The sequence below is a fragment of the Pseudoalteromonas sp. US3C1004 genome (assembly GCF_048401065.1).
Taxonomy (GTDB): Bacteria; Pseudomonadota; Gammaproteobacteria; order Enterobacterales; family Alteromonadaceae; genus Pseudoalteromonas; species Pseudoalteromonas undina.
On the sequence record NZ_CP183073.1, the window covers coordinates 1,174,400 to 1,199,614 of the forward strand.

The 25,215-nt window shown below is 36.2% G+C and carries 22 protein-coding genes; 20 read left to right on the forward strand and 2 right to left on the reverse strand.

Annotated features, from left to right (window positions below; all coding sequences use genetic code 11):
• Nucleotides 1-11 precede the first annotated feature (11 nt).
• Both ACNSN3_RS05450 and ACNSN3_RS05455 read right to left on the reverse strand, forming a co-directional pair.
• Nucleotides 12-2,018, reverse strand: coding sequence for an EAL domain-containing protein (locus tag ACNSN3_RS05450; RefSeq protein WP_418608719.1), 2,007 nt, complete (start codon nucleotides 2,016-2,018; stop codon nucleotides 12-14).
• Nucleotides 2,002-2,700 (reverse strand): transglutaminase-like cysteine peptidase, encoded by a 699-nt coding sequence (locus tag ACNSN3_RS05455; protein WP_054200716.1) that lies wholly within the window; start codon nucleotides 2,698-2,700, stop codon nucleotides 2,002-2,004. Before ACNSN3_RS05455 ends, ACNSN3_RS05450 begins: the two co-directional genes overlap by 17 nt.
• A 258-nt stretch (nucleotides 2,701-2,958) precedes the next feature.
• Between ACNSN3_RS05455 and galU the strand changes: the two genes are divergently transcribed.
• The 20 genes from galU (at nucleotide 2,959) to ACNSN3_RS05555 (ending at nucleotide 25,212) form a co-directional block, all read left to right on the forward strand.
• Nucleotides 2,959-3,855, forward strand: coding sequence for a UTP--glucose-1-phosphate uridylyltransferase GalU (gene galU / locus ACNSN3_RS05460; protein ID WP_054200717.1), 897 nt, complete (start codon nucleotides 2,959-2,961; stop codon nucleotides 3,853-3,855).
• 39 nt (nucleotides 3,856-3,894) lie between these two features.
• Entirely contained in the window at nucleotides 3,895-5,028 is a 1,134-nt protein-coding gene (wecB, locus tag ACNSN3_RS05465) for a non-hydrolyzing UDP-N-acetylglucosamine 2-epimerase (RefSeq protein WP_138606955.1), read from the forward strand.
• A gap of 33 nt (nucleotides 5,029-5,061) precedes the next feature.
• Nucleotides 5,062-6,312 (forward strand): UDP-N-acetyl-D-mannosamine dehydrogenase, encoded by a 1,251-nt coding sequence (wecC, locus tag ACNSN3_RS05470; protein WP_036982954.1) that lies wholly within the window; start codon nucleotides 5,062-5,064, stop codon nucleotides 6,310-6,312.
• A 179-nt stretch (nucleotides 6,313-6,491) separates the two neighbouring features.
• Nucleotides 6,492-6,866, forward strand: a complete 375-nt coding sequence (locus ACNSN3_RS05475) for a serine acetyltransferase (RefSeq protein WP_277813789.1) — start codon at nucleotides 6,492-6,494, stop codon at nucleotides 6,864-6,866.
• The gene (locus ACNSN3_RS05480) at nucleotides 6,859-8,028 is read left to right on the forward strand and encodes a VpsD family glycosyltransferase (protein WP_418608720.1); all 1,170 of its coding nucleotides are present in this window, start codon (nucleotides 6,859-6,861) and stop codon (nucleotides 8,026-8,028) included. The genes ACNSN3_RS05475 and ACNSN3_RS05480 overlap by 8 nt, the downstream gene beginning before the upstream one ends.
• Nucleotides 8,028-9,440 carry a lipopolysaccharide biosynthesis protein gene (locus tag ACNSN3_RS05485; RefSeq protein WP_418608721.1) on the forward strand — a complete coding sequence of 471 codons (1,413 nt, stop codon included), beginning with the start codon at nucleotides 8,028-8,030 and terminating at the stop codon, nucleotides 9,438-9,440. The genes ACNSN3_RS05480 and ACNSN3_RS05485 overlap by 1 nt, the downstream gene beginning before the upstream one ends.
• A complete protein-coding gene (locus ACNSN3_RS05490) occupies nucleotides 9,437-10,660 on the forward strand; it encodes a VpsF family polysaccharide biosynthesis protein (RefSeq protein ID WP_418608722.1) in 1,224 nt (407 codons plus the stop codon). Before ACNSN3_RS05485 ends, ACNSN3_RS05490 begins: the two co-directional genes overlap by 4 nt.
• Before the next feature lie 80 nt (nucleotides 10,661-10,740).
• Nucleotides 10,741-11,835, forward strand: coding sequence for a hypothetical protein (locus ACNSN3_RS05495; RefSeq protein WP_418608723.1), 1,095 nt, complete (start codon nucleotides 10,741-10,743; stop codon nucleotides 11,833-11,835).
• Entirely contained in the window at nucleotides 11,832-12,428 is a 597-nt protein-coding gene (locus tag ACNSN3_RS05500; protein WP_418608724.1) for an N-acetyltransferase family protein, read from the forward strand. Before ACNSN3_RS05495 ends, ACNSN3_RS05500 begins: the two co-directional genes overlap by 4 nt.
• The gene (locus tag ACNSN3_RS05505) at nucleotides 12,421-13,470 is read left to right on the forward strand and encodes a hypothetical protein (protein ID WP_013464717.1); all 1,050 of its coding nucleotides are present in this window, start codon (nucleotides 12,421-12,423) and stop codon (nucleotides 13,468-13,470) included. The genes ACNSN3_RS05500 and ACNSN3_RS05505 overlap by 8 nt, the downstream gene beginning before the upstream one ends.
• Entirely contained in the window at nucleotides 13,464-14,801 is a 1,338-nt protein-coding gene (locus ACNSN3_RS05510; RefSeq protein ID WP_418608725.1) for a phenylacetate--CoA ligase family protein, read from the forward strand. Before ACNSN3_RS05505 ends, ACNSN3_RS05510 begins: the two co-directional genes overlap by 7 nt.
• A 1-nt stretch (nucleotide 14,802) precedes the next feature.
• Nucleotides 14,803-15,885 carry a glycosyltransferase family 4 protein gene (locus ACNSN3_RS05515; protein WP_013464719.1) on the forward strand — a complete coding sequence of 361 codons (1,083 nt, stop codon included), beginning with the start codon at nucleotides 14,803-14,805 and terminating at the stop codon, nucleotides 15,883-15,885.
• 2 nt (nucleotides 15,886-15,887) lie between these two features.
• Nucleotides 15,888-17,081, forward strand: coding sequence for an aspartate-semialdehyde dehydrogenase (locus ACNSN3_RS05520; protein WP_418608726.1), 1,194 nt, complete (start codon nucleotides 15,888-15,890; stop codon nucleotides 17,079-17,081).
• A 15-nt stretch (nucleotides 17,082-17,096) separates the two neighbouring features.
• Nucleotides 17,097-17,828, forward strand: a complete 732-nt coding sequence (locus tag ACNSN3_RS05525) for a WecB/TagA/CpsF family glycosyltransferase (RefSeq protein ID WP_418608727.1) — start codon at nucleotides 17,097-17,099, stop codon at nucleotides 17,826-17,828.
• Between the two features lie 6 nt (nucleotides 17,829-17,834).
• Nucleotides 17,835-18,851 (forward strand): acyltransferase family protein, encoded by a 1,017-nt coding sequence (locus ACNSN3_RS05530; protein WP_418608728.1) that lies wholly within the window; start codon nucleotides 17,835-17,837, stop codon nucleotides 18,849-18,851.
• A 340-nt stretch (nucleotides 18,852-19,191) separates the two neighbouring features.
• Nucleotides 19,192-21,393 carry a choice-of-anchor A family protein gene (locus ACNSN3_RS05535; RefSeq protein WP_418608729.1) on the forward strand — a complete coding sequence of 734 codons (2,202 nt, stop codon included), beginning with the start codon at nucleotides 19,192-19,194 and terminating at the stop codon, nucleotides 21,391-21,393.
• 110 nt (nucleotides 21,394-21,503) lie between these two features.
• Complete coding sequence (locus tag ACNSN3_RS05540; protein WP_054201188.1) at nucleotides 21,504-21,902, forward strand: hypothetical protein; 399 nt, start codon at nucleotides 21,504-21,506, stop codon at nucleotides 21,900-21,902.
• A gap of 190 nt (nucleotides 21,903-22,092) precedes the next feature.
• Nucleotides 22,093-23,496, forward strand: coding sequence for an undecaprenyl-phosphate glucose phosphotransferase (locus ACNSN3_RS05545; protein ID WP_418608730.1), 1,404 nt, complete (start codon nucleotides 22,093-22,095; stop codon nucleotides 23,494-23,496).
• Nucleotides 23,480-24,694, forward strand: a complete 1,215-nt coding sequence (locus ACNSN3_RS05550) for an outer membrane beta-barrel protein (RefSeq protein WP_418608731.1) — start codon at nucleotides 23,480-23,482, stop codon at nucleotides 24,692-24,694. Before ACNSN3_RS05545 ends, ACNSN3_RS05550 begins: the two co-directional genes overlap by 17 nt.
• Nucleotides 24,691-25,212: a polysaccharide biosynthesis/export family protein gene (locus ACNSN3_RS05555; RefSeq protein ID WP_250653005.1), complete on the forward strand. Its 522-nt coding sequence runs from the start codon at nucleotides 24,691-24,693 to the stop codon at nucleotides 25,210-25,212. The genes ACNSN3_RS05550 and ACNSN3_RS05555 overlap by 4 nt, the downstream gene beginning before the upstream one ends.
• Nucleotides 25,213-25,215: the final 3 nt, after the last annotated feature.

Here is a 25,215-nt window from a genome sequence, read left to right on the forward strand (position 1 = left end):
TTGGTTGAGTACTAATTGCAAAATTTTAGCGCATCGGTGCAAAAAGTAAACTCTTTATTTACGCCATTTTCATTAGATTTGATAATTTTTGATGGTGGCAGTATTAAATTACCTTGTACACCATCACATCCTAGGTCTTCAAGTATTTCTAAAGTCTCGTTTTTTTCAATTAAACAGGCTAAAACTTTAATCCCAAAACCATGACAAATATTGTTAACTGTTTGAATATAAAATTGGCTTTGCGGATTAGTTACTAAGTCTTGAATGTAGCTACCATCAATTTTTACATATTCAATATCAAGACCTTGTAAATATCTAAACGATGTTAAGCTGGTACCAAAGTGCTCAATACATACATTAATACCCAACTCTTTAATTGCATCTATATGTAACGATGCAACATGCACATTATACAATAAGCTTATTTCATGCAGTTCAAAGAGTAAGTTAGTTTTTATAACCGGCTTAGTATGCGAGTAAAGAGTAAGCCATTCTATAAAGTCAGTTGAATATAAAGATGCCTTGCTAAGATTTAGTGCAAATACTTCATTTGGGTATTGCTCTTTAATATCAACAAAATTGCGTATAATTTTTTTATCGAGTTCTTCGGTTAAATTTAACTTTTCGGCCATGGCAAATAAGTGGCCGTTATTTACTTTTTCGCCATCATGGATAAAGTGAGAAAACACTTCAAAGTAACATTGAGAATTAACTTTATTAGCTTGTTTTACGGGCTGTACCGAAAAGCTCACTTCACCCGCATTGATAATCGACTTAATCAGCTTACGCCATTGGTTAACGCTAAATAGTGACTCTTTATCGTTATTATCAATTGTAGTGTCTTCGCCTATAGTACACCCGGTGTCAAGCAACGACAGAACTTCACCAACACTTACACCTTGTTCAACTGCAACTATAGCTAAATTTGCATAGCCATTTATGTGTAGACTATTTTCTTTTTTACTTAATGTATCGCTTAGCTCCAAACGAGCTTTGTTTAAAAATAAAACGTCATACGGGGCAAGTAACACAAACGTGCCGCCATTCAATCTAAATACCGTTGAATTTGGTAACTCTTCTGTGACATGTTTCAGTATTTTGGCTGCATCTAATACATGATGGTCACCATCTTGGTAACTTACTATTTGGTTTATATTATTTAATGAGGGCAGGGTAAGCATCAACGCAGTAATTGGCGCATCGTCTGAAATATTATTTACAACAGAATTAAAGTGGTTTTCAAACGACTTCCGGTTACCCAATCCCGTTAACGAATCTATATATACTTCTTCGGTCAGTGCTTGAGTTTGCTTGGTTAATGAATCAAACGTACTTTGTAAGTTTATAACCATGTTATTAATGGCTTGTGTAACGGTGCGTAGCTCCCGTGCAACCGGTATTTCTTTATTTAAGGTAAAGCGTTTGCGAGTTACTAAAGTGGCTTGATCTTCTACTGCTTTTAATGGCTTAAATACGGCGCGTAAAATTAAAAACGCAATAGCGAGTGATGCAGCCAATAGTAAAAACGAGCTATATAAACTGCGTAGTGTGTGTTGCCACAAGGTTAAATACGATTGCCCAGTATGGCTAGTTACATCGAGTGTACCTGCCATCATCCAGCCATTATTTATTTCAGAATGCATAGTTGGCGCACTTAGTTCAACAGCACTAATAAACCAACTAGGAACTGATTCAACGCGTTTAGGGTTTTGTAACTCAAATACAGTATTATTTTGTACATCAGTAAACTTAATTTCACTGTAGTAACCAGAGTCAAAAATAGCGGTTGCCATCGTCTCGGCAATCATTAGGCTGTCGTCTTCTAAATAAGGAGAGATAGAAAGCCCTAAACTAGTAGCGGTGTCTTGCGCATGACTGGCCATTTGCGTTTGTAAGTAATTACGAGTGGTATCCACGTCGGTAATAACGCGTACACAAAATGAAATAATCGAAATTAAAATGATCAAGCCATAAACTTGGGTCTTCAAACTCAATCCATATTTAAAGATTCGAGACATAACTACTAGTTCCTTTGTTGTTACCATTAGCGGGCGCAAGCTCACCTTGTTCAATTCGTTCTAGCATAGTGTTCCAAGCAGAAACTCCACGGCTATTCTTAACCTTATTACCTAACCCTTTCGATTTGGCTAACCACAAGCCTTGGCCGTTAAAACTATATATAGGCTTTAAATCGCCACGATTACTAGCAGGCACTAGTTTAGTATTAAAGTTGTCGAGCACCAACGGTATTTGGTCAGGTTGTTCAAAGTATATTAATACCATGTGCGGTTGATTAACGGTACGTTGGCGTACATACATAAAGCGTATTTTTTCTTCTGGGATACCCAAAGCGATTAAAGTAAAGTATTTAGCAATAACATAATCTTCGCAGTCACCCATGCCTACACCTAAGCTTTCTAGTGGGGTGGCCCAGTAGTCTTTTTTTTGCCAAAGATCGTCATCGGTTTTGTACTTTATATGCTTATTAAAAAAGTCATTAACTAAATGAATTTTTTGCCATTCGCTTTTGTCGGCAGAGTCATCTATAAAACTCAGCCACGTTTTTATTCGTTGGTGGCCTGCATCGCCGTAAAACTGTTTGGCACGGGTAATTATATCGCTATTACGCAAATGTAAAAGCATGTCTTGTGCACAAGCAAAAAAAGACACTAATATAATTATGCAAATTCCTACGCGCACAAATCCCATCCCTTAAAAGTTATCAGCACTATTATATTCCCATTGAAAGTAAATTGATAGATTACAAAAAAGGCAAAAATAACTAGTTAACAAAAAATTAACCTAAAACAATCAAAAAGGCTGCTTTTTATATTGAGCGATTATATGTGTTGTGTATAATAGCCGCCCATATGGTTAGTAGTGCTTAAAACTCGCTATTCGCAGCGACATTTATAAACAGCTACGTTATAACCAAAAGTAACTATAAAAGGAATTGAAGTGAAAGTATTAAAAGCAGTCTTGCCTGTTGCAGGCTTGGGTACCCGTATGTTACCAGCTACCAAAGCAACACCAAAGGAAATGCTTCCACTAGTCGACAAACCTCTCATTCAATATGTTGTAAACGAAGCTGTAAAAGCTGGTATTAAAGAAATTGTATTGGTTACCCATGCCTCTAAAAACGCGATAGAAAATCATTTTGATACTAGCTTTGAACTAGAAGCCACTCTAGAGGCCCGTGTAAAACGTAGTCTGCTAGAAGAAGTTCGTTCAATAATCCCAAGAGATGTAAGCATTATATCGGTTCGTCAATCGGCGCCATTAGGCTTAGGCCACGCAATACTTGAAACTCGTCCAATCATTGGCAATAACCCTTTTGCTATTTTATTGCCCGATGTAATTATCGATCAATATAAGTCAAACCTAAAGGTTGATAATCTTGCGCAAATGATCGCCCAATTTGAACGAACTCAACATAATCAAATTATGGTTGAGCCTGTTCCACAGGACGAAGTGCACAACTATGGTGTGGTTGATTTAGCAGGTAAAAAAATCCAGCCTGGTGAAAATGCAGCCATTACCAACATGGTTGAAAAACCAAATAATGACGAAGCGCCAAGCAATTTAGCAATAACAGGGCGTTATGTTGTTTCGCCTGCTATTTGGGACTTGCTCGAATATACTCCTCCCGGTGCTGGCGGCGAAATACAATTAACAGATGCATTACTACAGTTACGTCATCTTGAAACAATTGAAGCGTATCATTTAAAAGGTAAGTCGCATGACTGCGGCTCAAAACTAGGCTATATGCTCGCAAACGTAGAGTATGCAATGCAATCAAGCCTAATGGGTGAAGAATTTACCAAGCGCGTTAAGCAATTAATGGCAAATGCATAAAGTTATGCAAAATCGGTTAGTAAAAAATTAAGGGAAATCATGGCTATTAAAGTATTAAGTATTTTTGGTACGCGACCTGAAGCAATAAAAATGGCGCCGCTAGTTAAAGCGCTAAATGAAGCAGACGGTATTGATGCAAAAGTATGTGTTACTGCTCAGCATCGTGAAATGCTTGACCAAGTTTTAGACCTTTTTGAAATTGTACCAGAGTACGATTTGAACATTATGAAACCGGGTCAAAGCTTATACGATGTAACAACAAATATTTTGTTAGGTCTAAAACCTATTCTTGAAGAGTTTAAACCAGATTTAGTGCTTGTTCATGGCGATACCAGCACTACTTTATCTGCAAGTTTAGCAGCGTTTTATCAGCAAATTCCAGTGGGGCACGTAGAAGCAGGTTTACGAACAGGCAACTTAAGTTCACCATGGCCAGAAGAGGGTAACCGCAAGCTTACTGGTGCTATTACAAAGCTGCATTTTGCACCAACGCAAACATCGCAGCAAAACTTACTCAATGAAGCGGTAAGTGCTGACGATATCGTAATTACTGGTAACACCGTTATTGACGCATTATTACAAGTGGTTGATAAAGTAAAAACCGACAGCGCTTTAATTTCAACTCTAAAAGCTAAATTTCCAGAACTCGATGAAACTAAAAAGCTTATTTTAGTTACAGGGCACCGCCGTGAGAGCTTTGGTGGCGGTTTTGAGCGAATTTGTGAGGCATTGGTAGAAATTGCAACTGCGCACCCAGATACACAAATTTTATACCCAATGCATTTAAATCCTAATGTACGCGAACCAGTAAATCGCATATTAAAAAATGTTGATAATGTGCATTTAATCGAGCCGCAAGACTACCTACCATTTGTGTACTTAATGAATCAAGCTCACATAATCGTAACCGACTCAGGTGGTGTTCAAGAAGAAGCGCCAAGCCTAGGTAAACCTGTACTTGTTATGCGTGACACCACAGAACGCCCAGAAGCGGTAGAAGCAGGTACAGTTAAACTAGTAGGTACAGATAAAGCTCGCATAGTGAATGAAGTTAATAACTTACTCACTAACGCTCAAGAATATCAGTCAATGAGCCGTGCACATAACCCTTATGGTGATGGTAAAGCGTGTGAACGCATTGTGGCTAAAATTAAGCAACACTTTAAAGATTAAAATAAAGTTTAAAACTTTTTCAAGGATTTAGTAATGACAATTAAAACAGTTTCAGTTGTTGGTTTAGGCTACATAGGTTTACCAACTGCGGCGGTTATTGCATCGCGCGGTATGAAAGTAATTGGTTTAGACGTAAGCGAAAAAGCAGTTAATACCATTAATGCCGGTGAAATACACATAGTAGAGCCTGATCTCGACATAATAGTTCGTGGCGTAGTATCTACTGGTAACTTAAGAGCGACTACAACGCCAGAAAAAGCCGATGCGTTTATGGTAGCTGTACCTACACCATTTATTCACAGCGAAAGTGGTAACCACAGTGCAGACTTAAGCTATATTGAATCGGCTGCAAAAATGATTGCCCCAGTGCTTGAAAAAGGTAACTTAGTTATTTTAGAAAGCACCTCACCTGTAGGGGCAACGGAGCAACTAGCCGCTTGGTTAAGTGAAGCGCGCCCTGATTTAACGTTCCCACAAGATAAAGGAGATGCCGCCGACATCAATGTTGCTCATTGCCCTGAGCGTGTATTACCTGGTTATGTATTACAAGAGCTAGTGTCAAACGACCGTGTAATAGGCGGTATGAGTAAAGCATGTAGTGAAAAAGCCGTTAAGTTATACGAAACTTTCGTGCGCGGCGAGTGTATTATTACCAATGCTCGTACTGCTGAAATGGCTAAGTTAACCGAAAACTCATTTCGCGATGTAAACATTGCATTTGCCAATGAATTGTCTGTCATTTGTGACAAATTAAAAATTAATGTGTGGGAGCTTATTAAGCTTGCTAATCGTCACCCGCGTGTAAATATTTTAAACCCAGGCCCAGGTGTTGGCGGCCACTGTATTGCGGTTGATCCTTGGTTTATTGTTGCAAGCTGCCCAGACGAAGCAAAAATAATTAAACAAGCACGCTTAACTAACGACGCAAAACCATTTTACGTAATTGAAAAAGTAGCAAAAGCTGCTGATGAATTTAAACGTCCAGTTATTGCGTGTTTAGGCCTTTCATTTAAAGCCGATATTGACGATCTTCGTGAGAGCCCGGCATTAAATATTGTTGAAGAATTAGCAGCAAAAAATATTGGTGAAATACTTGCGGTAGAGCCAAACATTTCAGAGCTACCAGCTAACCTAGCAGATAAAAATGTTAGCTTAGTGTCGTTAGAAAGCGCACTAGAGCAAGCAAATGTCGTTGTAGTATTAGTTGATCATAAACAATTTAAAGCTGCAGATAAAACAGAGTTTGCATCAAAAGTTGTTATTGATACTCGCGGTATTTTGTAAGGCTAACATTTATGACTCCTTTTGAGCTTATAAAATGTGATTTGTATCGGAGTACCGCAAGGTACTCCCATAAATTATTAATAAAAAACTTAATCAATAATAACCGTTCTTTTAAGTACACTTTTTGGTGGAGGCTAACTCAGTCGAATAACCTATTGATTAGGACATTAGCAAGGCTTATGCATTTAACCTTATCTATCAGGTATCAAATACAAATACCTAAAGAAGCAAAAATTGGTCCTGGGCTCAATTTAGGTCATGCTACTGGAATAGTTTTAAGTCCAACAGTTGAAATTGGAGCTAACTGCAATATTAGTCAATTTGTAAATATTGGAAGTAACCATGGGAAAGCTGCCTCTATTGCAGATAACGTGTATATAGGTCCTATGGTTTGCATAGTCGAAAATGTTGTCATAGGAAATAACGTCACTATTGGTGCTGGCTCTGTGGTTATTAAGGATATACCTGAAAATTCAACGGCTGTTGGTAATCCTTCTCGAGTAGTCAACCAAAATGATCCTGGCCGATACATTATGAATAAATATAATGCCTAAAAAACATATCGCTTTAATTATGCCCCTTTCAACTTACGACTGGGGCAGTAACAATTGTGGCGGCGTAGATAGTGTATGCCAAATGTTTGCAGAATATTTGGTTAACCATGATGACGCTAACTTTAGGTTTACCATTATTGGGCTCGACCCACAGAGTAAAACCCCTTTCTCTGGTGATGTTATTCGTCTATCAGATAATGTTGATTTTGTTTGGCTGCCTGCATCAAGTAAGCAATCAAAATTTAAAATTCCTGGTATTATTTGGCAAAATTGGCATATTCGCAAGTTGTTAAAAATTTTGAATCCTGACTTAGTACATACCCATTTTTGGAGTGTATTAATTGGCAGTGGTTTTAGGGGGAAATCGGTTGTCACTGTTCATAGTTATAAAAAAATTGGGCGTCATAACTTTGGATTTTTTAATAACTTTTTATATGAAAAAATAATTCCTATGTTTACTCGGTATTTAGGTGATAAAAAGTTTGTTGTTGGTGACATTTTAAAACAAGCACTAGCTAAAAATAATATTGAAGCAAACATAATTTATAACCCGATAGATGACAGCTTTTTTAATAGCTCCAAACAAAGTCAATTAATTGAGCTCCCTCAGGAAATAAAGTTTATAACGTGTGCCTTAATTAATCCTAAAAAGAATATTGAGCAATCTATAGACATCATCCATATGCTTAATCAAAACGGTATTGCATGCCGTTTAGATATAGTGGGGTCGAAGTCGAACAAAGAATATGCACAACAACTTGAGCGTAAAATTGAAGCGTTACAACTAGAAAATTCAGTTGCCTTTTTAGGCAGAAAAAACAAATACGAATTAATTGAGCTTTATAACAATGCTAATTGTGGCATTTTTACTTCGAAAGAAGAAACATTTGGCTTAGTTCCGCTTGAAATTTTAGCTACGGGGCTTCCTTTACTTTGTACTGAAGTAGGCATACTCGATGAGCAAAAAGAGTTTTTTCAATCAATCGGTGCTTTGTATATAACAGAGTCAACAACAGTTGATGAAATTACAGCAAACTTAAATAACTTCGATAGAGAATTATCTGTGAAAAAGTTAAAAGAGTTATTTAATACTTCACAGATAATTAAGCAATATAAGGCCGTTTATAATGAGCTTGTTTTTAAGGCTGAGCGAGAACAATAATGTTTAATGCATTACTAAAATATGCTCCAGTGCAAGTTTTTGCTGCAATTAGTGTTTTTGCATTAATTAGTATTCATACCAAGTTATTAACTACAACAGAATACGGAATGTTGGCATTAATGCTATTAACAGTTGAAGTTGTAAGGGCGGTAGCTGCGCAGTGGATTAACTCTAGCATGCTGCGTTTACTTCCTAGTAAAAAAACAGAGGAACATGACAATTTTGCAGCGATTGCCTGCTCAATTATTTTTTGCTGCACATTGCCAGCATTAGCACTAGTTAGTTTAGGGTTATATTTAACAGGCTTATTAACCTTATCTACGTTTTTAGCTACCTTTTTAGTTTTTTTAACTAAAGCTCTCTATCAGTTCTATCTTGAATTAGCCCGTATAATGGAGCGTTTAAACCAATATAGAGTTGCCGTACTTACTCAATCTATTATGGCTATAGTAATTACAGGCAGCTTGCTAGCTTACTCTCCTAATATCCTTTCTGCGTTATCAGCTCTTGCTTTAAGCTACATAGCTGCAGGTTTAGTTGTTTTTAAACCGTTTAAAGTTAGTATTAATAAACTTAAAACTGCAGATGCTCAGGCTATTTTCTCTTATGGCTTACCTCTTATGGCCAGTGGCTTAGTTGCAGCAATATCAAGTCGTTTAGATCGTTACTTTATTGCCGACTCATTAGATTTAGCACAAACAGGTATATATGCCGCTATATCAAATATTTTATTAGGAATAGGTGCACTTATTTTTATGGTTGTTGCATTACCGGGTTTTCCTGAATTAACAAAAAAAATAAACGATAAAGCCGCTTTGTACAAAGCCCATGGTGAATATTTAACTTTGTTATGTTTAATTTCAGTTCCTGCTTTAGTTGGGTTTTGTATTTTAGCCGAGCCTATAACGCACCTATTACTTAGTGAAGAATATTTATCACAAGGTTCTACTGTTATTTATATTTTATGTGCGGGGGTGTTTGTTTTAAATTTGAAGGGACATTATATAGACCATGGTTTACAGTTCTCTTTAAACACTAAATACCTGCCAAAAATCAGTGTTTTTTCATTAATATTAAACCTATCATTATTAGTTACTTTGATTCCTCCTTTTGGTTTGATAGGTGCAGCGAGTGCTTTTTTAATTGCTAATATTATCGCATTGATTATGAGCCTATGGTTATCACTAAAAAAAGGGTATAAATACGCTGTACCGTTGCAGGTATATAAAATTCTACTTTCAACTGTGTGTATGGCTATATTCCTTCCAGAATTACGTGTTTATAACTTTGTGGTAATTAACATACCCATAGTCAATATTATTATTGATGTAGTTATTGGCGTGAGCATTTTCTCATGTGTGCTTGCCTTACTGAATTATAAAAAATGTAAAGCATGGGTAATAAATAAATGAAAAGTGAAAATATATATAAAGTAATGATGTTCACTTTTTTGACAGCCTTTATTTTTGGCGGCTATTTGCTAGAAAACGTAGGTATAAAATACGTATCAGAAGGCGGAAATCCGTTAGTTAAAATACATATTTCGACGTATATATTAATGCTGACCGTTGCTATTTTTACGCTTAGAAGAGGTATTAATGTGCCTTTAACCAGCCTAAGAGAGCTTAGAGCATCTTGGCTAATAAGTTTTTTGTGTATTGTACTTGTTATATTTTACGGCTTAATTAGATTTGGTACGTCGGGGATGGCTTACTTGGTCGATACTATGGTAGCCCCGCTTTTAGCTCTATATTTATTGAGTCAGTTGAGTACCACTCATAAAAATAAACTATTAACGTTGCTTGCATACTTATTATTCATAAATTCAGTTATAGCTATTTTAGAGTTTATGCTTGGTAGTTCACTGATATCTGTTCAGTTCTCTAGTTTTAGTTATTTCAGATCTGTTGCTTTACTGACTCATCCACTCAATAACGCGTTGATTACTGCTGCATTGGCACCTTTACTAATGAGCTATACGCGAATTCCTTATTTAATCTATTTTACTGTAGTTACGTTAGCACTATTTGCTTTTGGTGGAAGGGGAGCTACTGGGGTATTTCTGCTAGGTATGTTCTTGCTTGTAATGCCTAAAATTCCATCATTTGTGTCTAACGGTTTTAGAGTATCTAAAATGCGCTTTGCAGTAATACAAGCGCTCACTTTTTTTGCATCTATTTTCACTGTATTAATAATAACTTTGACTCCAATTGGAGCGCGTATCTTAAATAAATTACATGTTGACTCTAGTGCTCAGGCTAGATTTGATGTGTTTATTATTTTGGAACAATTGAGTTTTAGTGAGTGGCTTCTTGGCGCACCAGCCTCGATCATGCAGAATATTGAATTTTATATTGGTATCAATACGATAGAAAATTATATTGTTGGCTGGATTGTGAGTTTTGGATTAATTTCAACGGTTTTACTTTTAATTGCTTGTTTTAGCACTGCTGGGAAATTGGCTCTCAATGGTCCAACACAATTAAAAGTAGCATTGTTTGTTTTATTAGGGGCTTCGGTTACCAATAACGCACTAGCAACAAAAACCCCCGTACTTCTATTTTTTATTTCTTGTTTATATTTGGTTTATTCCACTAAAGCGACTGATGATGAAAAGGTTGGGGTTAAGTGATTTATATATTACAAATTCGCTATTAAAGTTTTTTTGATAAGTGATTTAATAATTTTTTAAGAATAAGTAAGAGGTCATTAGTGAGTGCAATAATTTTAGGTTCTGGGCCCCAAGCTCTTTATGTTCTTCGGCTATTAGCAAGGCAAGGTGAAAAAGTATTGTTGGTTTCTTTAGATGAGAAAATTGCATTTCATTCGAAGTATGGTGAAAAGTTATGTGTTAAAGACCCTCAAGAATTTATAAAAAAACTAAAATTGCTGAATCGTGATTTCAATGAAATGCACATCTGTGGCGGTAAAGAGTTGCAGGCTATTGTTGACTATGGAAAAGAATTAAGTTCACTGTATGACATATATCCTAAACCATTCGAGCTAATAAAACTCTTTGCCCATAAAGATTCAACTTACAATTTTTTTAAAGAAATAGGCATTAAATATCCAAGAAGCTACGAACCGACTACCTTATATGAAAATGGTGAATTACCAAATCCAATTTTGGTTAAATGGAATCAGGACGTATTACATAGTACTAGTGACGCTAACTTTAAAACAAAAGTTTTTAATTGCTTTAGTGATTTTCACCACTTTTATACAAGTGTGAGCAAAAACACACTCCAATATCTAATCTTTCAAGATTATATAAGTGGAGCAGAGGATTCTAACATATCGCTACAACTTTCAATTTCAAGTGAGCATGTAGCATACCTTTTGACTAGAAAGTGCCGAATATCTAAAAACGGTTTTGGTTCTTATGTAGAAGAGTTTGAAGCTCCCACTGCTTTTATGGATTTTATATACAGACCGATAGTTGAACTCTTAAAAAGTTCTAATTATGTCGGTTTAATCGAAGTAGAGTTTAAAGAATGCGATCAAACAGGGACATATTTTTTAATTGAAGCAAACTCAAGGCCATGCGGCTTAATGAGTGCGATAGGTAGCAAATATACTACCCCTTCTAAGTTGCTCTATGGAAAGGCGGAAGAGGGAGAGCGTTTAAACACAACCATAAAATGGTCATCGTTTTTGAGAGATATTCAATCTTGTATGATCTTATTTACCAAAACTAAATCATTTAAAAAGTACTTTAAAGATAACTTATCAATTCTTAGATCAAATAGTACTGATATATTCGATTTAAAAGATTTAAAACCATTTTTTATGCAGGTAAAAAAATGATTATTAAGATTTTAAAACGATGTAAGACTGACGGCTTCTACAATGTTTTTATAATGTTCTTGAAAAAAGTCACAGGTTTTTTTTATAGAAAAACAAGTACATTAGGCTTTGAATTAAACATCTCAGAACTTGAATTTGAAAAACTGAAAACAGTGGATTTAAAAGATATAGATAAACCAATAGGGATTTTGCACTTATCAAAAGCGGATGTTGCAAATAGCTTTGAAGGTGGTGGTGAATGCTTCGTTGCAAAGGTAAATGATGAAGTGGCAGGTTTCACTTTTTTATCCTTTGGTAAAAAGGAAATCGCTGGATTCGGAGAGGTTTTACTTAGTGCTAATAACTTTGCATGGATTGGCCCTGTTTTTGTTGATAAAAAGCACAGAGGTAAAGGTATAAATAAAGCAATGATATTTTTTGCAATTGAGAAATGTAAAGCAAAGGGAGTATCTAAAATTGTAACTTCTATAAATGCTCAAAATCTATCATCAATAGCCTCTTTCACTAAAACTGGGTTTAAACAGGTATCAGAAGTTAAAACTTTAATGATACTTGGCAAAAGGTATGAGCTTTCAAGGGAAACTAATGACTAATATTATAACAATTGACTATGAGTTATTTGGAAGTGGTAAGGGATGTGTTTTTAAACATTTAATCGACCCTACTTATAAAATGTTGAAAGCGTTTGATAAACTTGGCACCAAGGCTACTTTTTTTATTGAAATACTAGAAGTTGAAAAGCTGATAGGCTTAAAAGAGTTATATCCAGAAGAGAGTAATGAATATCTGGGGGCAGTTGCAATAGAAAATCAAATTGCTGAGCTAATAAAGCAAGGCCATGATATTCAGCTTCACTTACATCCGCAATGGTACAATGCCGAGTATATTAACGGGCAGTGGAAATTAAACCATCAATGGTGGAGCTTTTCTGATCTTCCCGAGCGTTCAACTAAGGGGTCACCCGGGAAATATGAACTTCTAGCTTTAGGTAAAGAAATGCTTGAAAAGCGTGTTAGAGACGTAGACCCAAATTATAATTGTACTGCTTTTCGTGCGGGCGGTTATAACGTAGGTAATTCATATGAAAGTGTCAATGCACTGTTAGATAATAATATTTACTGCGACTCTTCAGTTTGCCCTGGTTTTTTTTCTAACAGCCTCTCTAATTATGATTTTACAATGGCGCCTAGTAACCTTCCTTATTGGCATTGTGATGACTCAATAATTGTACCAAGTGATAAAAAATCCGTTAGAAGATTGCTTGAGCTACCATTATTGACAATCAGTGTTAATAAACTACAACGATTTAGCTTGGCTAGAGTATTTTCTACCATTAAAAATCGCCAATATAAAAACGTACCATATTCTCATAATAGAGAAGATAAAAGCGCTCAAAATATTGAAATGCTTAAAAATAGTAATTTTGATATGTGTTTATCTAGTTCTATGGAAATTACTCGTTTTAAAGTTGCAATTAAACAAAGACGTATACAAGACCCTAACTACCCGCTAGTGCTAATTGCACACCCTAAGGATTTGAGCTTATTTAGCCCATTTTCAAAAGTACTTTCGCAATTCAATAGTTTTATGACGCTTAATGAATACACTGAAAAAATGGACTTAGTGGAATGTTAAACAGCAAAATATATAAACTAGCACCAATATTTATCCAAAACAGTATTTTAACAATACGTGGATTTATTCGAGTTAAACTAAAAAGAAATAATTTTTCAGAAGAGACTCTTCGTAATATTCATAGAAATGAGCGTTCGGCGGATAATTTACAATCTTATTCAGACGCAATGCTCGAATCGTGTATTGATAATGCTCTAAAGAATGTTGATTTTTATAAGGAACAAGCATTAACAGATAAATCTATTAATGGCTTTCCTGTTATAGATAAGAGCGTGGTTCGCAATAATCCTAGCGCTTTTATTTCAGATGTTAAGCCTAAAGTAGTGATCAGTGGTGCAACAAGCGGTACAACAGGGAGCCCTCTTAATATTTATCAAGACCTCATTGCAGTGAATAGAGAGCAGGCTTTTTTTGATAGACAGCGAGAGTGGGCTGGCTATAAAAAGGGTGATAAAAGAGCATGGATTCGTGGGGATATGGTTGTGCCCTTTGCTCAAAAACAATCTCCATTTTGGCGTTATTCATATTTTGAAGATATGATTTTGTTATCTTCTTTTCATATTTCTGCTATTACAATACCTGATTATATTAAAGCTATGGTCGATTTTGGTGTAGAAGTTATACAGGCATACCCATCTTCGATCGTTGCATTAGCAAGGTACTTAGAGTCTATTGATAGTTACTACCCTAGTAAAATAAAATCAATCCTCACATCTTCTGAGTCTTTATCTGAAGAAGATCGTCACTTAATTGAGACTCGGTTTAACTGTAAAGTATTTGACTGGTATGGTTTATTTGAGCGAGTAGCTGCGATAGGCCAGTGTGAACATGGAAGATACCACCTCCTAACCGATTATTCCCATGTAGAATTAATGCCCGTTGATGCGACAGGGCGACATGAAATTATTGGCACTAATTTTAATAATCATTATTTCCCTTTGATAAGATATAAAACAGGTGACTACGTTTATTTATCTAGTGAAAAGTCATGCCCTTGTGGCAGAGTTTTCCCTATTATAGAAAAAATTGAAGGTCGAGTTGGCGACTATTTAGTGGCAGAAGATAATCAGAAAATTCACATATTAAACCATATCCCAAAAGGGGTTGCAGGGTTAATTGCTTGCCAGTTTTATCAGCAAAAAAAAGGAGCTGTTCATATCTTTGTTATGGTAGATACAGCTGTTTTTAACGAAAATGAGCGCAACATTCTAGTTGAAAATACTAAAGAGCGTTTAGGTCAGAGCATAGCTGTAACCGTTGAAGTTGTGGACAGCATTCAACGGACTAAAAATGGTAAAATGCGACAAGCTATTTGTAAAATTAAGGATTAAAATGAAGAAAAGAATTAATTTAATGGTTGGGCCAAAACGTGAAGGTCAAGGAGGAATCTCAACCGTTATTAACAGTTATTTTGAAATGGGGTTTGTTGACGAAAATAATATTAAGTTAGTTTCTGTGAACAAATCTGGCGTTAGTCATTTTTTGATGAAATTGTTCTTCTTATTATCAATTTTTAAAATTATTTTTTTACTTTTGCTTTATAAAATTGAAGTTGCTCATGTTCATATGGCATCAAGAGGAAGTTATAGTCGTAAGTCATTAATAGTAAGAATACTAAAGTTTTTTAATGTGAAAGTAATACTTCATTTGCATGGTGCTGAGTTTAGAGATTTTTATTCTAATGAATGTTCAGATGACAAACAGCAGCATATTAGAAATACGTTCATGATGGTAGATAAAGTGCTTGTCTTATCTACGCAATGGTTAGACTGGGCGGCGGATACCTTCCCAACAACTGAACATTTTCAAGTTTTGTACAACTCTGTCATTCCTATTGCAAATAATGGTAGTGATTCTCAAATAGGAAAAGTCGTTTTCCTTGGTCGTATTGGTGAGAGAAAAGGAGCAGGGGATTTAATTAGAGCTTTCCATAAGGTTAAAGCCAAATGTCCAAATGCTAAATTAGAGTTAGCTGGTGATGGTGATATCGAAAAATTCACAGCGTTAGCTTCTGAACTTGATATTTCAGACTCGGTTATGTTCTTAGGGTGGATCAGTGGAGATAAAAAATTATCTGTTTTACGATCTGCTGATATATATTGTTTGCCTAGCTATAACGAAGGTTTCCCTATGGGGGTTATTGAGGCTATGTCTGCAAATATTTGCGTCGTTTCGACTTATGCCGGAGGTATCCCTGATGCAATTGAATCTGATAAAGATGGTTTATTAGTGAATGCAGGTGATGTTGAAGCCCTAGCACAAGCATTAATTAAACTAATAAAGGATAGAGAGTTAAATGCTCAATTAGCTAAGTCTGGAAAAATAAAGTTTGAAAACAATTTTTCCCAACAAGCAATTCTTCCTCAGCTACAGTCTATATACGACAGCTTAACTAGAAAAGCAGAGGCTGCTTGATTATGACTGACAGCTTTTATTGCGCAAATACAATACTCAAACAAGCACAAAAATATGAATACGCTGGTCAGGATCCATTTGATGGGCTCAATAGTAAACTATTTGAATTAATTCCTCGATTTAAACAAGGCATTGTAGGGCTTGCTTGGATTCAGCTTCATAAACGTTTAGCTATTAACTTGCGACCATTATGTGCTGTGCCCAAAAAGCGTAACCCAAAGGGTATTGGTTTATTTATTTTAGGTTTATTGGAAGACTATAAAGCAACTAATGAGCAAACTTATTTAGATGAAGCGATAAAGCTAGCTGATTGGTTATTGACCCAGCAAAGTGATAAATCTATTTGGCAGCATAGCTGTTGGGGTTACCACTTTGACTGGAATGCTCGTGCTTTTTTTGTACCTAAAGGTAAGCCAAATGTAATTACTACTATTTATGTTGCTCAGGCTTTATATGCATTAAGTGAAATCACCAAAGACAAAAAATACTCAGATCCTGCAGTTGATAGTGCACATTTTATTGTAAAAACATTATATAAAGAATGTGATGGTAGGCAGTTTTTTGGTTACATACCGGGTGAAACTGCATTTGTACATAATGCTAGCCTTTGGGGCGCTGCATGGGTTGCAAAAGTTGCCGTGCTGACTAACAACCAACATTACAAACAGCTTGCTTTAAATGCAGCAAGGCAGTCGGTAAGCGAACAGGGACTTGATGGTTCATGGGTATATGGTGCTCGCCATCATCATCAGTTTATAGATGGCTTTCATACCGGTTATAACCTAGAGGCGCTACGCTTATTGAGTGATGAGTTGCAAATTGATGAGTTTGAATCGTCAATTGCAAAAGGTCTTACTTATTATAAAACACATTTGTTTGAGCAAGATGGCACCGCAAAATATTACAATAATAATCGCTACCCACTCGATATGCACAGTGTTTCGCAAGCTGTTTTTACATTATTAAAAGTAGGCAAAACATGTGATGACTTTACAATGGCCGAAAAAGTAATAAACCGCGCTATTCAAAGCTTATATATGCCTAAAAAGCAGCGTTTTATTTATCAAAAAAATAAGTATTTTACCAATAAGGTTGACTATGTGCGTTGGACACAAGCATGGGTATATTATTCGTTTGCTTATTTTAATAGACAAAAATTGAACAGCGCTAAAAATGCAGTTATTGAACAACTTTAAAAAACGGACTCAACAATGAAACGTATTGAATTTTTAAAAGCACCCATGGATATTGCCACTATGCAAGAGACGGTGTCTTTTATTGAAAGTAGAATTGAGCAAAAGCAATTTTTACAGCATGTTGTGGTAAATGTAGCCAAAATAGTTAATATGCAAAAAGATCCTGTTTTAGCTGAGTCGGTTAAAGCGTGTGAGGTAATTAATATTGATGGTATGGGTGTAGTGTTCGGTGCGCGTTTTTTAGGGCACCATGTGCCAGAGCGTGTAGCGGGAGTTGACTTATTTCATGAATTATTAGCTATGAGTGCCAAGCGAGACTTTCCTGTGTTTTTATTGGGTGCCACCGAAGAAGTAGTAAGCAAAACAGTAAGTAAAGTTAAAGCAATAAACCCAAATTTAAACATAGCAGGTTATAACGATGGCTACTTTTGGGATGATGAAGAAGCCGTGGTCACTAAAATACGCGAATCGGGCGCTAAGTTATTATTTGTTGCGATTACCTCGCCTAAAAAAGAAAACTTTATTAATAAATGGCAAGACAAGCTTGGTGTTGACTTTGTAATGGGTGTTGGCGGTACGTTCGATGTTGTAGCAGGTAAAGTAAAGCGTGCACCGCAGTGGATGCAAAAGGCCGGTTTGGAGTGGCTATATAGGGTAATTCAAGAACCAGGCAGAATGTGGAAACGTTACTTAGTTACAAACTCTAAGTTTGCGTATCTTCTAATTAAAAGCAAATTTAAACTTTAAATAAATATGATTAAATCCTTAGAGTACTTTAGGGCTATAGCAATAGTGCTTATTGTTGCGGGTCACTTTTTTTATATAGCTAATATTGAGTCTGTCAGCTTATTAGAGCTAACTATTCAAAACCTTATTTTTGGTGGCACAACTTTATTTGTTTTTATTTCAGGCTTTTTATTCCATCATGTATTTTATACAAGGTTCAAATATAAAGAGTTTGTTACAAAGAAAGTAAAAGTCATAGTCTTGCCGTACTTAGTTTTTAGTATGATTCCGGCGATTTACTATTCATTAAAGAGTATAACTCCTGATCTATATTTTGATATATCAGTATTGAACTATGCATATTTGGTGGCAAAGTATTTGATTACTGGTACTGCGCTTCAAATATACTGGTATATTCCATTTATAATGCTGACGTTTTTATTATCTCCATTACACATTAGATTTATAAAATTAAGTACCAAGACTAAGCTTGCACTTATTATAAGTCTAATTATTACTGCGAGTTTCTTACATAGATCGATTGATAACTACAATATATTTCATAACTTTTTATATTTTACTCCAATATATTTGATAGGTATTACTTCATCAATACATAAGAATAAAATTTACTTATTGTTTAAGGGGAAAGAGTACTTATTATTTGCAATAGTAGTTATTTTTGCTTTTCTACAAGCTTATATTGGCAAAGTTGGTAGTTATCACAAACTAGTATTTGAATATAATGGTGTAGATTTAATGCTTTTGCAAAAACTTGCTTTAAGTATATTTTTTATGGTTTGGCTCCATAGATATGAAGATACTAAAATCAGGCTTTTAGAAATAATAGCAGCAACAAGCTTTACTATTTATTTTATGCATGCTTTTTTGCTTTGGATAATTACTAGCTTTGGACTTAAGCTCAATAATAGTTGGATGGCATACGTATTTTTAGTTTCTATAGTAATTCTTTTCTGCTCGATGGCCGCGTTAGCTATTAAGAAAGTTTTTAAAAAGCATAGTCGCTATATCATTGGGTTTTAATTAATCTTTTATGTAACGGTACAAGGTATGCTTTATCGTTACATAAAACTCCCCTCATCAATGCCCACTTTGGTTAACATTTAATTAACATAAATTAGTTCTTTTGTGTTTGTATTATATATAAATCACCTAATTTAAACTTTTATTTTACCGTAAGTTATTGATTTTAGTTTTCAGTTCCTTTTATGGGGTCTAAAATTAGTACTTTCGTAGTGTTTTTTGTTCCTTTTGATTTTATTTGTGTATATAATGTTCACCAAGCGCTTGATGAATTAACTTTCATTAAACAAATGACTCAAACTTGGTGCCTATAATGCACTTTTCATTTTCGAGGGAAAAAATGACTAACTCATTACTTAAATTTAAAAAGATAAGTGCAGTGATCGCACTTTCTTTAGCCAGCTCTACAACGCTGGCTGCAGACTTAGGCGTAGCCAATAATTTTTCAGCATTTGTTTTTGACGATTTTAAATCGCACTTTGGCCGCGCTGATGGTGCAATTGCCGCTGGCGAAATCGATCTTCAAGGTTACAGTGTGGGTTATACCCGCCCTTACAATCGCGATGAATACTATCTAATTAGTGAATCAAGCATAAAATTTAAATACGGCCGCCAATATGTAGGTAGCATGATTGCCGGTGGCGGTACTGACATTCATTGGGGTGTACGCTGGGGTATGGAATGGGGTTCTAAAATCCTTTCTAACCAAGATGAATCGGCCATGCCATTTAACTTTGATGAACAAGAAGAGTATTATAAAAGTTTAAGCGCCGAGTTAAACCAGTTAAACCAAACAGGTACAGTTTACCGCAAATGGGGTGGTTTGTACCTTCAAGGTGACGGCAGGTCTGATAGACAAGTGTTTAATATTGATGGCCGTGATTTTGCCCGTGCTCATACCTTTAAAGTATGGGGTATACCAAGCGATGCAACTGTAATTTTTAATATTACAGGTGGTGCTGATTTACATGTGCGCGGTAAAGGTTTTTGGCATTTACGCCGCCACGCAAGTAAAACTGTATTTAACTTCCCTGATACGCAAAACCTTAATATTAAAGGTAACCGTTGGGAGGGTGTCATTCTTGCCCCTTATGCTGATGTTAAAGGCGCTTACGGCACGGCTAAAATGCCAATTATTGGCCAAAGTTTTAAAGGCTCTATGGCATTGTTAGGTGGCGAATTCAATGGTGATTTACCATCAGTTGCTGAGCCTATCGCTCCATTTGCAATGCAACAAAAATGGCACTGGAACTCAAGTGAATTTATGCCTGAACATGTGCAAGTAATTACTACTCCCGTTACTGCTCAACTTAATGATGATAATGGTGACGGAAGTATCGACAACAATGATGTTGCTGATGTAATAGTTGTGAGTTATGAAGGTAGAGCATCTAGCCGACCTGGTTTGGTTCGAGCATTGAGTGGTGTTGATGGAACTGAACTATGGAATTATGAAAATGGCGGTGTTTTCAGTGATCCACGTAACTCTATTGCCGCAGCTGATTTAGATGGTGATGGTATTGTTGAAATTGTCTTAAACGACTATACATCACCAGTGGTTCAAGTTGTTAACAACTTAGGACAAGTGAAAAAAGAGTTTACAAAATCAGGTAAAACAATTGGTTCTGTTGTAATCAGTGACATTAATAATGATCAGGTTCCTGAAATTTTAATAGGGAAAAATGTTTTTAGTTATGAAGCTGGTCTACTTTACACCACTGATTGGTCGAAGGCCTCAATAGCCTTTGACGCCAATAATAATGGCAATCAAGAAATGTTAACTGGTGGAGGCTTGTACGATGTTAATGGTGCACAATTATGGCAATATGGTGAGCCAGGAACTATGTGGTTTAGTTCAGTTGCCAATTTAGATGATGATCTTAACCCTGAAATTGTAATTAGTAATCCAAGTAACAAGCTTGAAGATAGTGTATTTGCTGTACTTGAGCATAATGGAAATGTTAAGTGGCAAGTAACTAACCCTGATAATTTAGGCGGTGGTGTACAAGCGGTATCTACATTCTTAGGAACAAAAGATTTAGGTATTGTTTACGCAGGTTACACAGCAGTTGATATGTATAACGCAAACGGTGATTTAGTATGGACTGTTGCCAATGATGATGAATGGAGCGGTAAAATTGGCGTGAGTGCTTATGACTTTAATGGTGATGGTATTGATGAAGTAATTGTACAAGATCACTACAAAGTAAGAGTGTTAAATGGTGTTAATGGTGAAGTATTATCGACAGTTGCTAACTCATCAGGAACGCTTTGGGAATACCCAATTGTGGTTGACCTAGAGGGCGACGATAATGCAGAGCTTGTTGTTGTATCAAATAATACTGATTCTAGATATAGCATTAACAATGGTGTCACTGTGTATGGTGCTGCTGATAACAGCAAACCTTGGAAAAATGCAACTCGCATTTGGAACCAGCACTCGTATCACCAAACTAACATTAGCCAAGATGGTAAGGTACCAACCTATGAACTACCAAGTTGGTTAAATAACAATACTTATCGCTCTAGTACGCTTAAATAAAAAGTACTTTTAGCAAATAAAAAGCCAATTAAGTTTTAATTGGCTTTTTATTATTAAATAGTTGTTTAAAATAATTGGCAATTAATAATCATGTTGCATTTGAGGTTTTTTTGTCGAACTTACAGCAAGACCCAGCTATTAGAAGTTTACTCGAGCGAATGCCTAAGAACATTCAAACTACGTTTACTGATGAACAATTAGCGCATTTAAAAATAGCCATAGGTGCTAGGCAGTGGGGTAATCATGCTGTTGATTGCAGAGGCGTAGTTAAATTTTTTAAATACCGTTATTACTATGTTTTTTTAGCGGGGCGAAACAGGCGTGAATTAAGCTTAAAAGAGCAAAAAATAGCAAGGTTTACTCAAGCAATAATTTTAAGTTTGGTTGTCACGTTTACTATTTTATTTACCTTGCTGGTTTTATATTTAATTAAGTCAGCATTGGGAATTGATATTTTTGATGGATATTCGTTTGGGGTTTGGAGTTGGTTTAAGGGGTTATTTAATTAAACTTAAATAAAATGTGAGTATTCTTTTTGATACTTAATGAACAAAGCAAGAGTTTGCTAAAAGATTTAAACATGAATTTTAGTACTTTTGTCGGAATCAGTAATTGAACAAAATTGGCTAATACTATATTATCCCCGTGGATTTTGTGAGGTGCTACTCACACTGAATTAGCTATAAGGAATTAAGCAAAATGACATCTCCAAGGACTTTTAAACCTTCAGGTTCCTCTGATGCCAATTTTTACCGATTATTTGATATATTTGCGTTATTTTTAGCTTTTCAGTGCGCAGCCTTACTCTACAGTTTTAAACTCACTCCGATTTATGCTGCCTCTGCATTAACTGTTGCCCTAAGCTATTTATACAGTGCTGAGCTGTTTTCTACCTATCGCTCTTGGCGTGCAGGGAAATTTAGAACAATGGTAATGTGTGCATGGGGTAGTGTGCTTATTGCTTTTGCGTTTTTATTAGTTGTGTCTTTTGTATTTAAGTTTACCGAGTCGCTTTCACGCGTTGGTGTGGTTATTTGGTTTTTACTAAGTGTGGCTTATTTGTACATTTGGCGCTTAGGGGTTTATTGGTATAAACGTAGTCGCCGTAAACTAGGGCTATCGCAACGCAATGTGGCCATTATTGGTGCCACTGAGTCGGCCGCATACTTACATGCTGAAATAGTTAAACACGATGAGCTTGGGTTTAACTTTAAAGGTTTTTACGACGACAGAAGCCCTGAACGTTTATTTGAACAACTTGAACAGCAGGGCGTTGAGGGCGGTATACAAAGTGCGGTAGATGCTGCTCGCAATGGCGAAATAGACATACTTTATATTGCGCTGCCTATGAAAGCGCAAAAACGTATAGCCGACATTTTATTGCAGTTGGGCGATACCACAGTAGATGTGCACATAGTGCCAGACTTTTTACTCTCAAATTTAATACATGCTCGCATTGAGCATGTCGGTGATGTAGATACACTAAGTGTGTTTGAAGCCCCATGTATTGGTACTCATGAGTTTATAAAACGCACAGAAGATATAGTTGTTTCGGCTATTATTGTTACCTTAATCACCCCATTATTATTGATTATTGCTGCCGCAATAAAGTTGACATCTAAAGGGCCTATTATTTTTAAGCAAGATCGCTATGGCTTAGATGGGCAAAAAATAAAAGTGTGGAAGTTCCGTTCGATGACGGTGACTGAAAACAGCGATGTGGTGACTCAGGCAACTAAAAACGATACCCGCATAACTCCATTAGGTGGCTTTTTGCGCCGAACTAGCCTAGACGAACTGCCGCAGTTTATAAATGTTTTAAAAGGTGACATGTCTATTGTTGGCCCAAGGCCCCATGCGGTTGCCCATAACGAAGAATACCGAAAAAAAGTAGAATTTTACATGTTTAGGCATAAAACCAAACCGGGTATTACCGGTTGGGCACAAATAAACGGCTGGCGCGGCGAAACCGATACACTTGATAAAATGGCCAAGCGAGTTGAATACGACTTACATTACATTAAACATTGGTCTTTATGGTTTGATGTAAAAATAATTTTTATGACAATTTTTAAGGGATTTAAAAGTGAAAATGCGTACTAATACAATTACCACTTTACTCGTTGCGTTAGGCTTATCAGCACCAGCTTTGGCAGTAGAATTAAAGCCAGGCAGTGTAATGACCAAAGATGGCGCTGAGGTTACACCTATGCTGCAGCTGGGTGTAAGTAGCAACGACAACTTTTTTAGCACACCAGAAAACACCGAGTCGCGTTTAATATGGAATATAGCGCCGAGTTTAGAAGCGCTTATTGAAGACGGCCCTGACAGCTATAAATTTGATATTGCATCAAGCACGTCGTTCCACAACAAAGACACCACTGATAATTTCACTCAAGTAAACTTGGGCGCAGGTGTACACAAAGAGTTTACTAGCCAACACCGTTTAGATGTAACAGGCGATGCTGATTGGTTATACGAGCCACGCGGTGCGGGTTTAACCGAAGGTCAAGGTAATGTTGTTGATGAGCTCGTTCATTACCAACAACAAAACCTAAAAGCCCGATATGAATATGGCGCTGTTAGCTCTAAAGCAATGGTTGCTTTAACTGCAGGCTATTATAACAAAAATTATCAAAATTTTACGGCCGTGTCGCAATTTCGTGATTACGACAAACCTATGCTAGGTATTACAGGTTATTATAATACCCAAGCTGGAACCCGTGCCTTTTTAGAAGTAAAGCAAGAAAACTATCGTTACGATGTAATTGATTCAAACGGTATTTCACGTGACTCAGACGACGTTAAAGTGTTGTTTGGTATGGAATGGGAAGCAACAGCTGTTACTTCTGGTTCTTTTAAAGTGGGTTACCAAAATAAAGACTTTGAATCGAACTTACGCGATAACTTTAGTGGTTTAAGTTGGGAAGCTGCCGCTGTATGGAAGCCGCTTTCTTACTCATCACTACAATTAGTTACTAGCCGTGCAGCCAAAGATCCATTAGTGCAAGGCGATTACATTCGTGAAAGCGTTTATGGTGCAACATGGCAGCATGATTGGAGCGACTACTTAAGCTCTGTAGTAAGTGCTAATTACGTTGACCAGCAATACTCTGGTAATTTTAATCGAAAAGATAAAGTTAAAAATGCCCGCCTAGGCTTAAATTATTTAGCAAGCAACTTTGGCATGCTAACAGGCTATGTTGAATTTATTGACCGTAATTCAACTCAAACTAACATTGAGTTTGACCGCGTAATTGTAGGCCTTAACTTTACATTTGCACTAAAGGGTAATGAATGAAGGTTAAAATTTTAACTGGCTTTATATTGTTACTCAGCTTTTGTAGTTTTGCGAGTGATTCGCAAAACTACATTTTAGGTGCAGGTGATAAAATAGAAATTAAAGTTTTTGGCCAACCAGACTTAGATGTAACCTCACTGCTTGGTAATAGCGGTGAGATTAACTATCCGTTTTTAGGTAAAGTTAAACTTGTGGGTTTAAATATTGCGCAAGTTGAGCGAACAATAAGCGAAGGGCTGCAGCCTGATTACTTAGTAAACCCTAATGTGTATGCGCAAGTTATAGAATACCGCCCTTTTTATATACATGGTGAAGTTAAAAAACCAGGTGGCTATCCTTATCAACCTGCTATGACGGTAAATCAAGCAATAGCATTGGCCGGTGGATTAACTGAACGCGCCTCGGTTGATAAAATATTTATTTTTAAAGAGCAAACCAAACAGCAGCAACAAAAAGGTAGTTTAAATAGCCAAATTGCAGCGGGTGACACCATAAAAATAGAACAGCGCTTGTTTTAAGCA

Excerpts from the sequence above, each read along its gene's own strand:
- ACNSN3_RS05450 (WP_418608719.1), bottom strand. The coding sequence starts at position 2,018 with ATGTCTCGAATCTTTAAATATGGATTGAGTTTGAAGACCCAAGTTTAT.
- wecB (WP_138606955.1), top strand. The coding sequence starts at position 3,895 with ATGGCTATTAAAGTATTAAGTATTTTTGGTACGCGACCTGAAGCAATA.
- wecC (WP_036982954.1), top strand. The coding sequence starts at position 5,062 with ATGACAATTAAAACAGTTTCAGTTGTTGGTTTAGGCTACATAGGTTTA.
- ACNSN3_RS05475 (WP_277813789.1), top strand. The coding sequence starts at position 6,492 with ATGCATTTAACCTTATCTATCAGGTATCAAATACAAATACCTAAAGAA.
- ACNSN3_RS05480 (WP_418608720.1), top strand. The coding sequence starts at position 6,859 with ATGCCTAAAAAACATATCGCTTTAATTATGCCCCTTTCAACTTACGAC.
- ACNSN3_RS05485 (WP_418608721.1), top strand. The coding sequence starts at position 8,028 with ATGTTTAATGCATTACTAAAATATGCTCCAGTGCAAGTTTTTGCTGCA.
- ACNSN3_RS05490 (WP_418608722.1), top strand. The coding sequence starts at position 9,437 with ATGAAAAGTGAAAATATATATAAAGTAATGATGTTCACTTTTTTGACA.
- ACNSN3_RS05500 (WP_418608724.1), top strand. The coding sequence starts at position 11,832 with ATGATTATTAAGATTTTAAAACGATGTAAGACTGACGGCTTCTACAAT.
- ACNSN3_RS05505 (WP_013464717.1), top strand. The coding sequence starts at position 12,421 with ATGACTAATATTATAACAATTGACTATGAGTTATTTGGAAGTGGTAAG.
- ACNSN3_RS05510 (WP_418608725.1), top strand. The coding sequence starts at position 13,464 with ATGTTAAACAGCAAAATATATAAACTAGCACCAATATTTATCCAAAAC.
- ACNSN3_RS05515 (WP_013464719.1), top strand. The coding sequence starts at position 14,803 with ATGAAGAAAAGAATTAATTTAATGGTTGGGCCAAAACGTGAAGGTCAA.
- ACNSN3_RS05520 (WP_418608726.1), top strand. The coding sequence starts at position 15,888 with ATGACTGACAGCTTTTATTGCGCAAATACAATACTCAAACAAGCACAA.
- ACNSN3_RS05525 (WP_418608727.1), top strand. The coding sequence starts at position 17,097 with ATGAAACGTATTGAATTTTTAAAAGCACCCATGGATATTGCCACTATG.
- ACNSN3_RS05530 (WP_418608728.1), top strand. The coding sequence starts at position 17,835 with ATGATTAAATCCTTAGAGTACTTTAGGGCTATAGCAATAGTGCTTATT.
- ACNSN3_RS05535 (WP_418608729.1), top strand. The coding sequence starts at position 19,192 with ATGACTAACTCATTACTTAAATTTAAAAAGATAAGTGCAGTGATCGCA.
- ACNSN3_RS05545 (WP_418608730.1), top strand. The coding sequence starts at position 22,093 with ATGACATCTCCAAGGACTTTTAAACCTTCAGGTTCCTCTGATGCCAAT.
- ACNSN3_RS05555 (WP_250653005.1), top strand. The coding sequence starts at position 24,691 with ATGAAGGTTAAAATTTTAACTGGCTTTATATTGTTACTCAGCTTTTGT.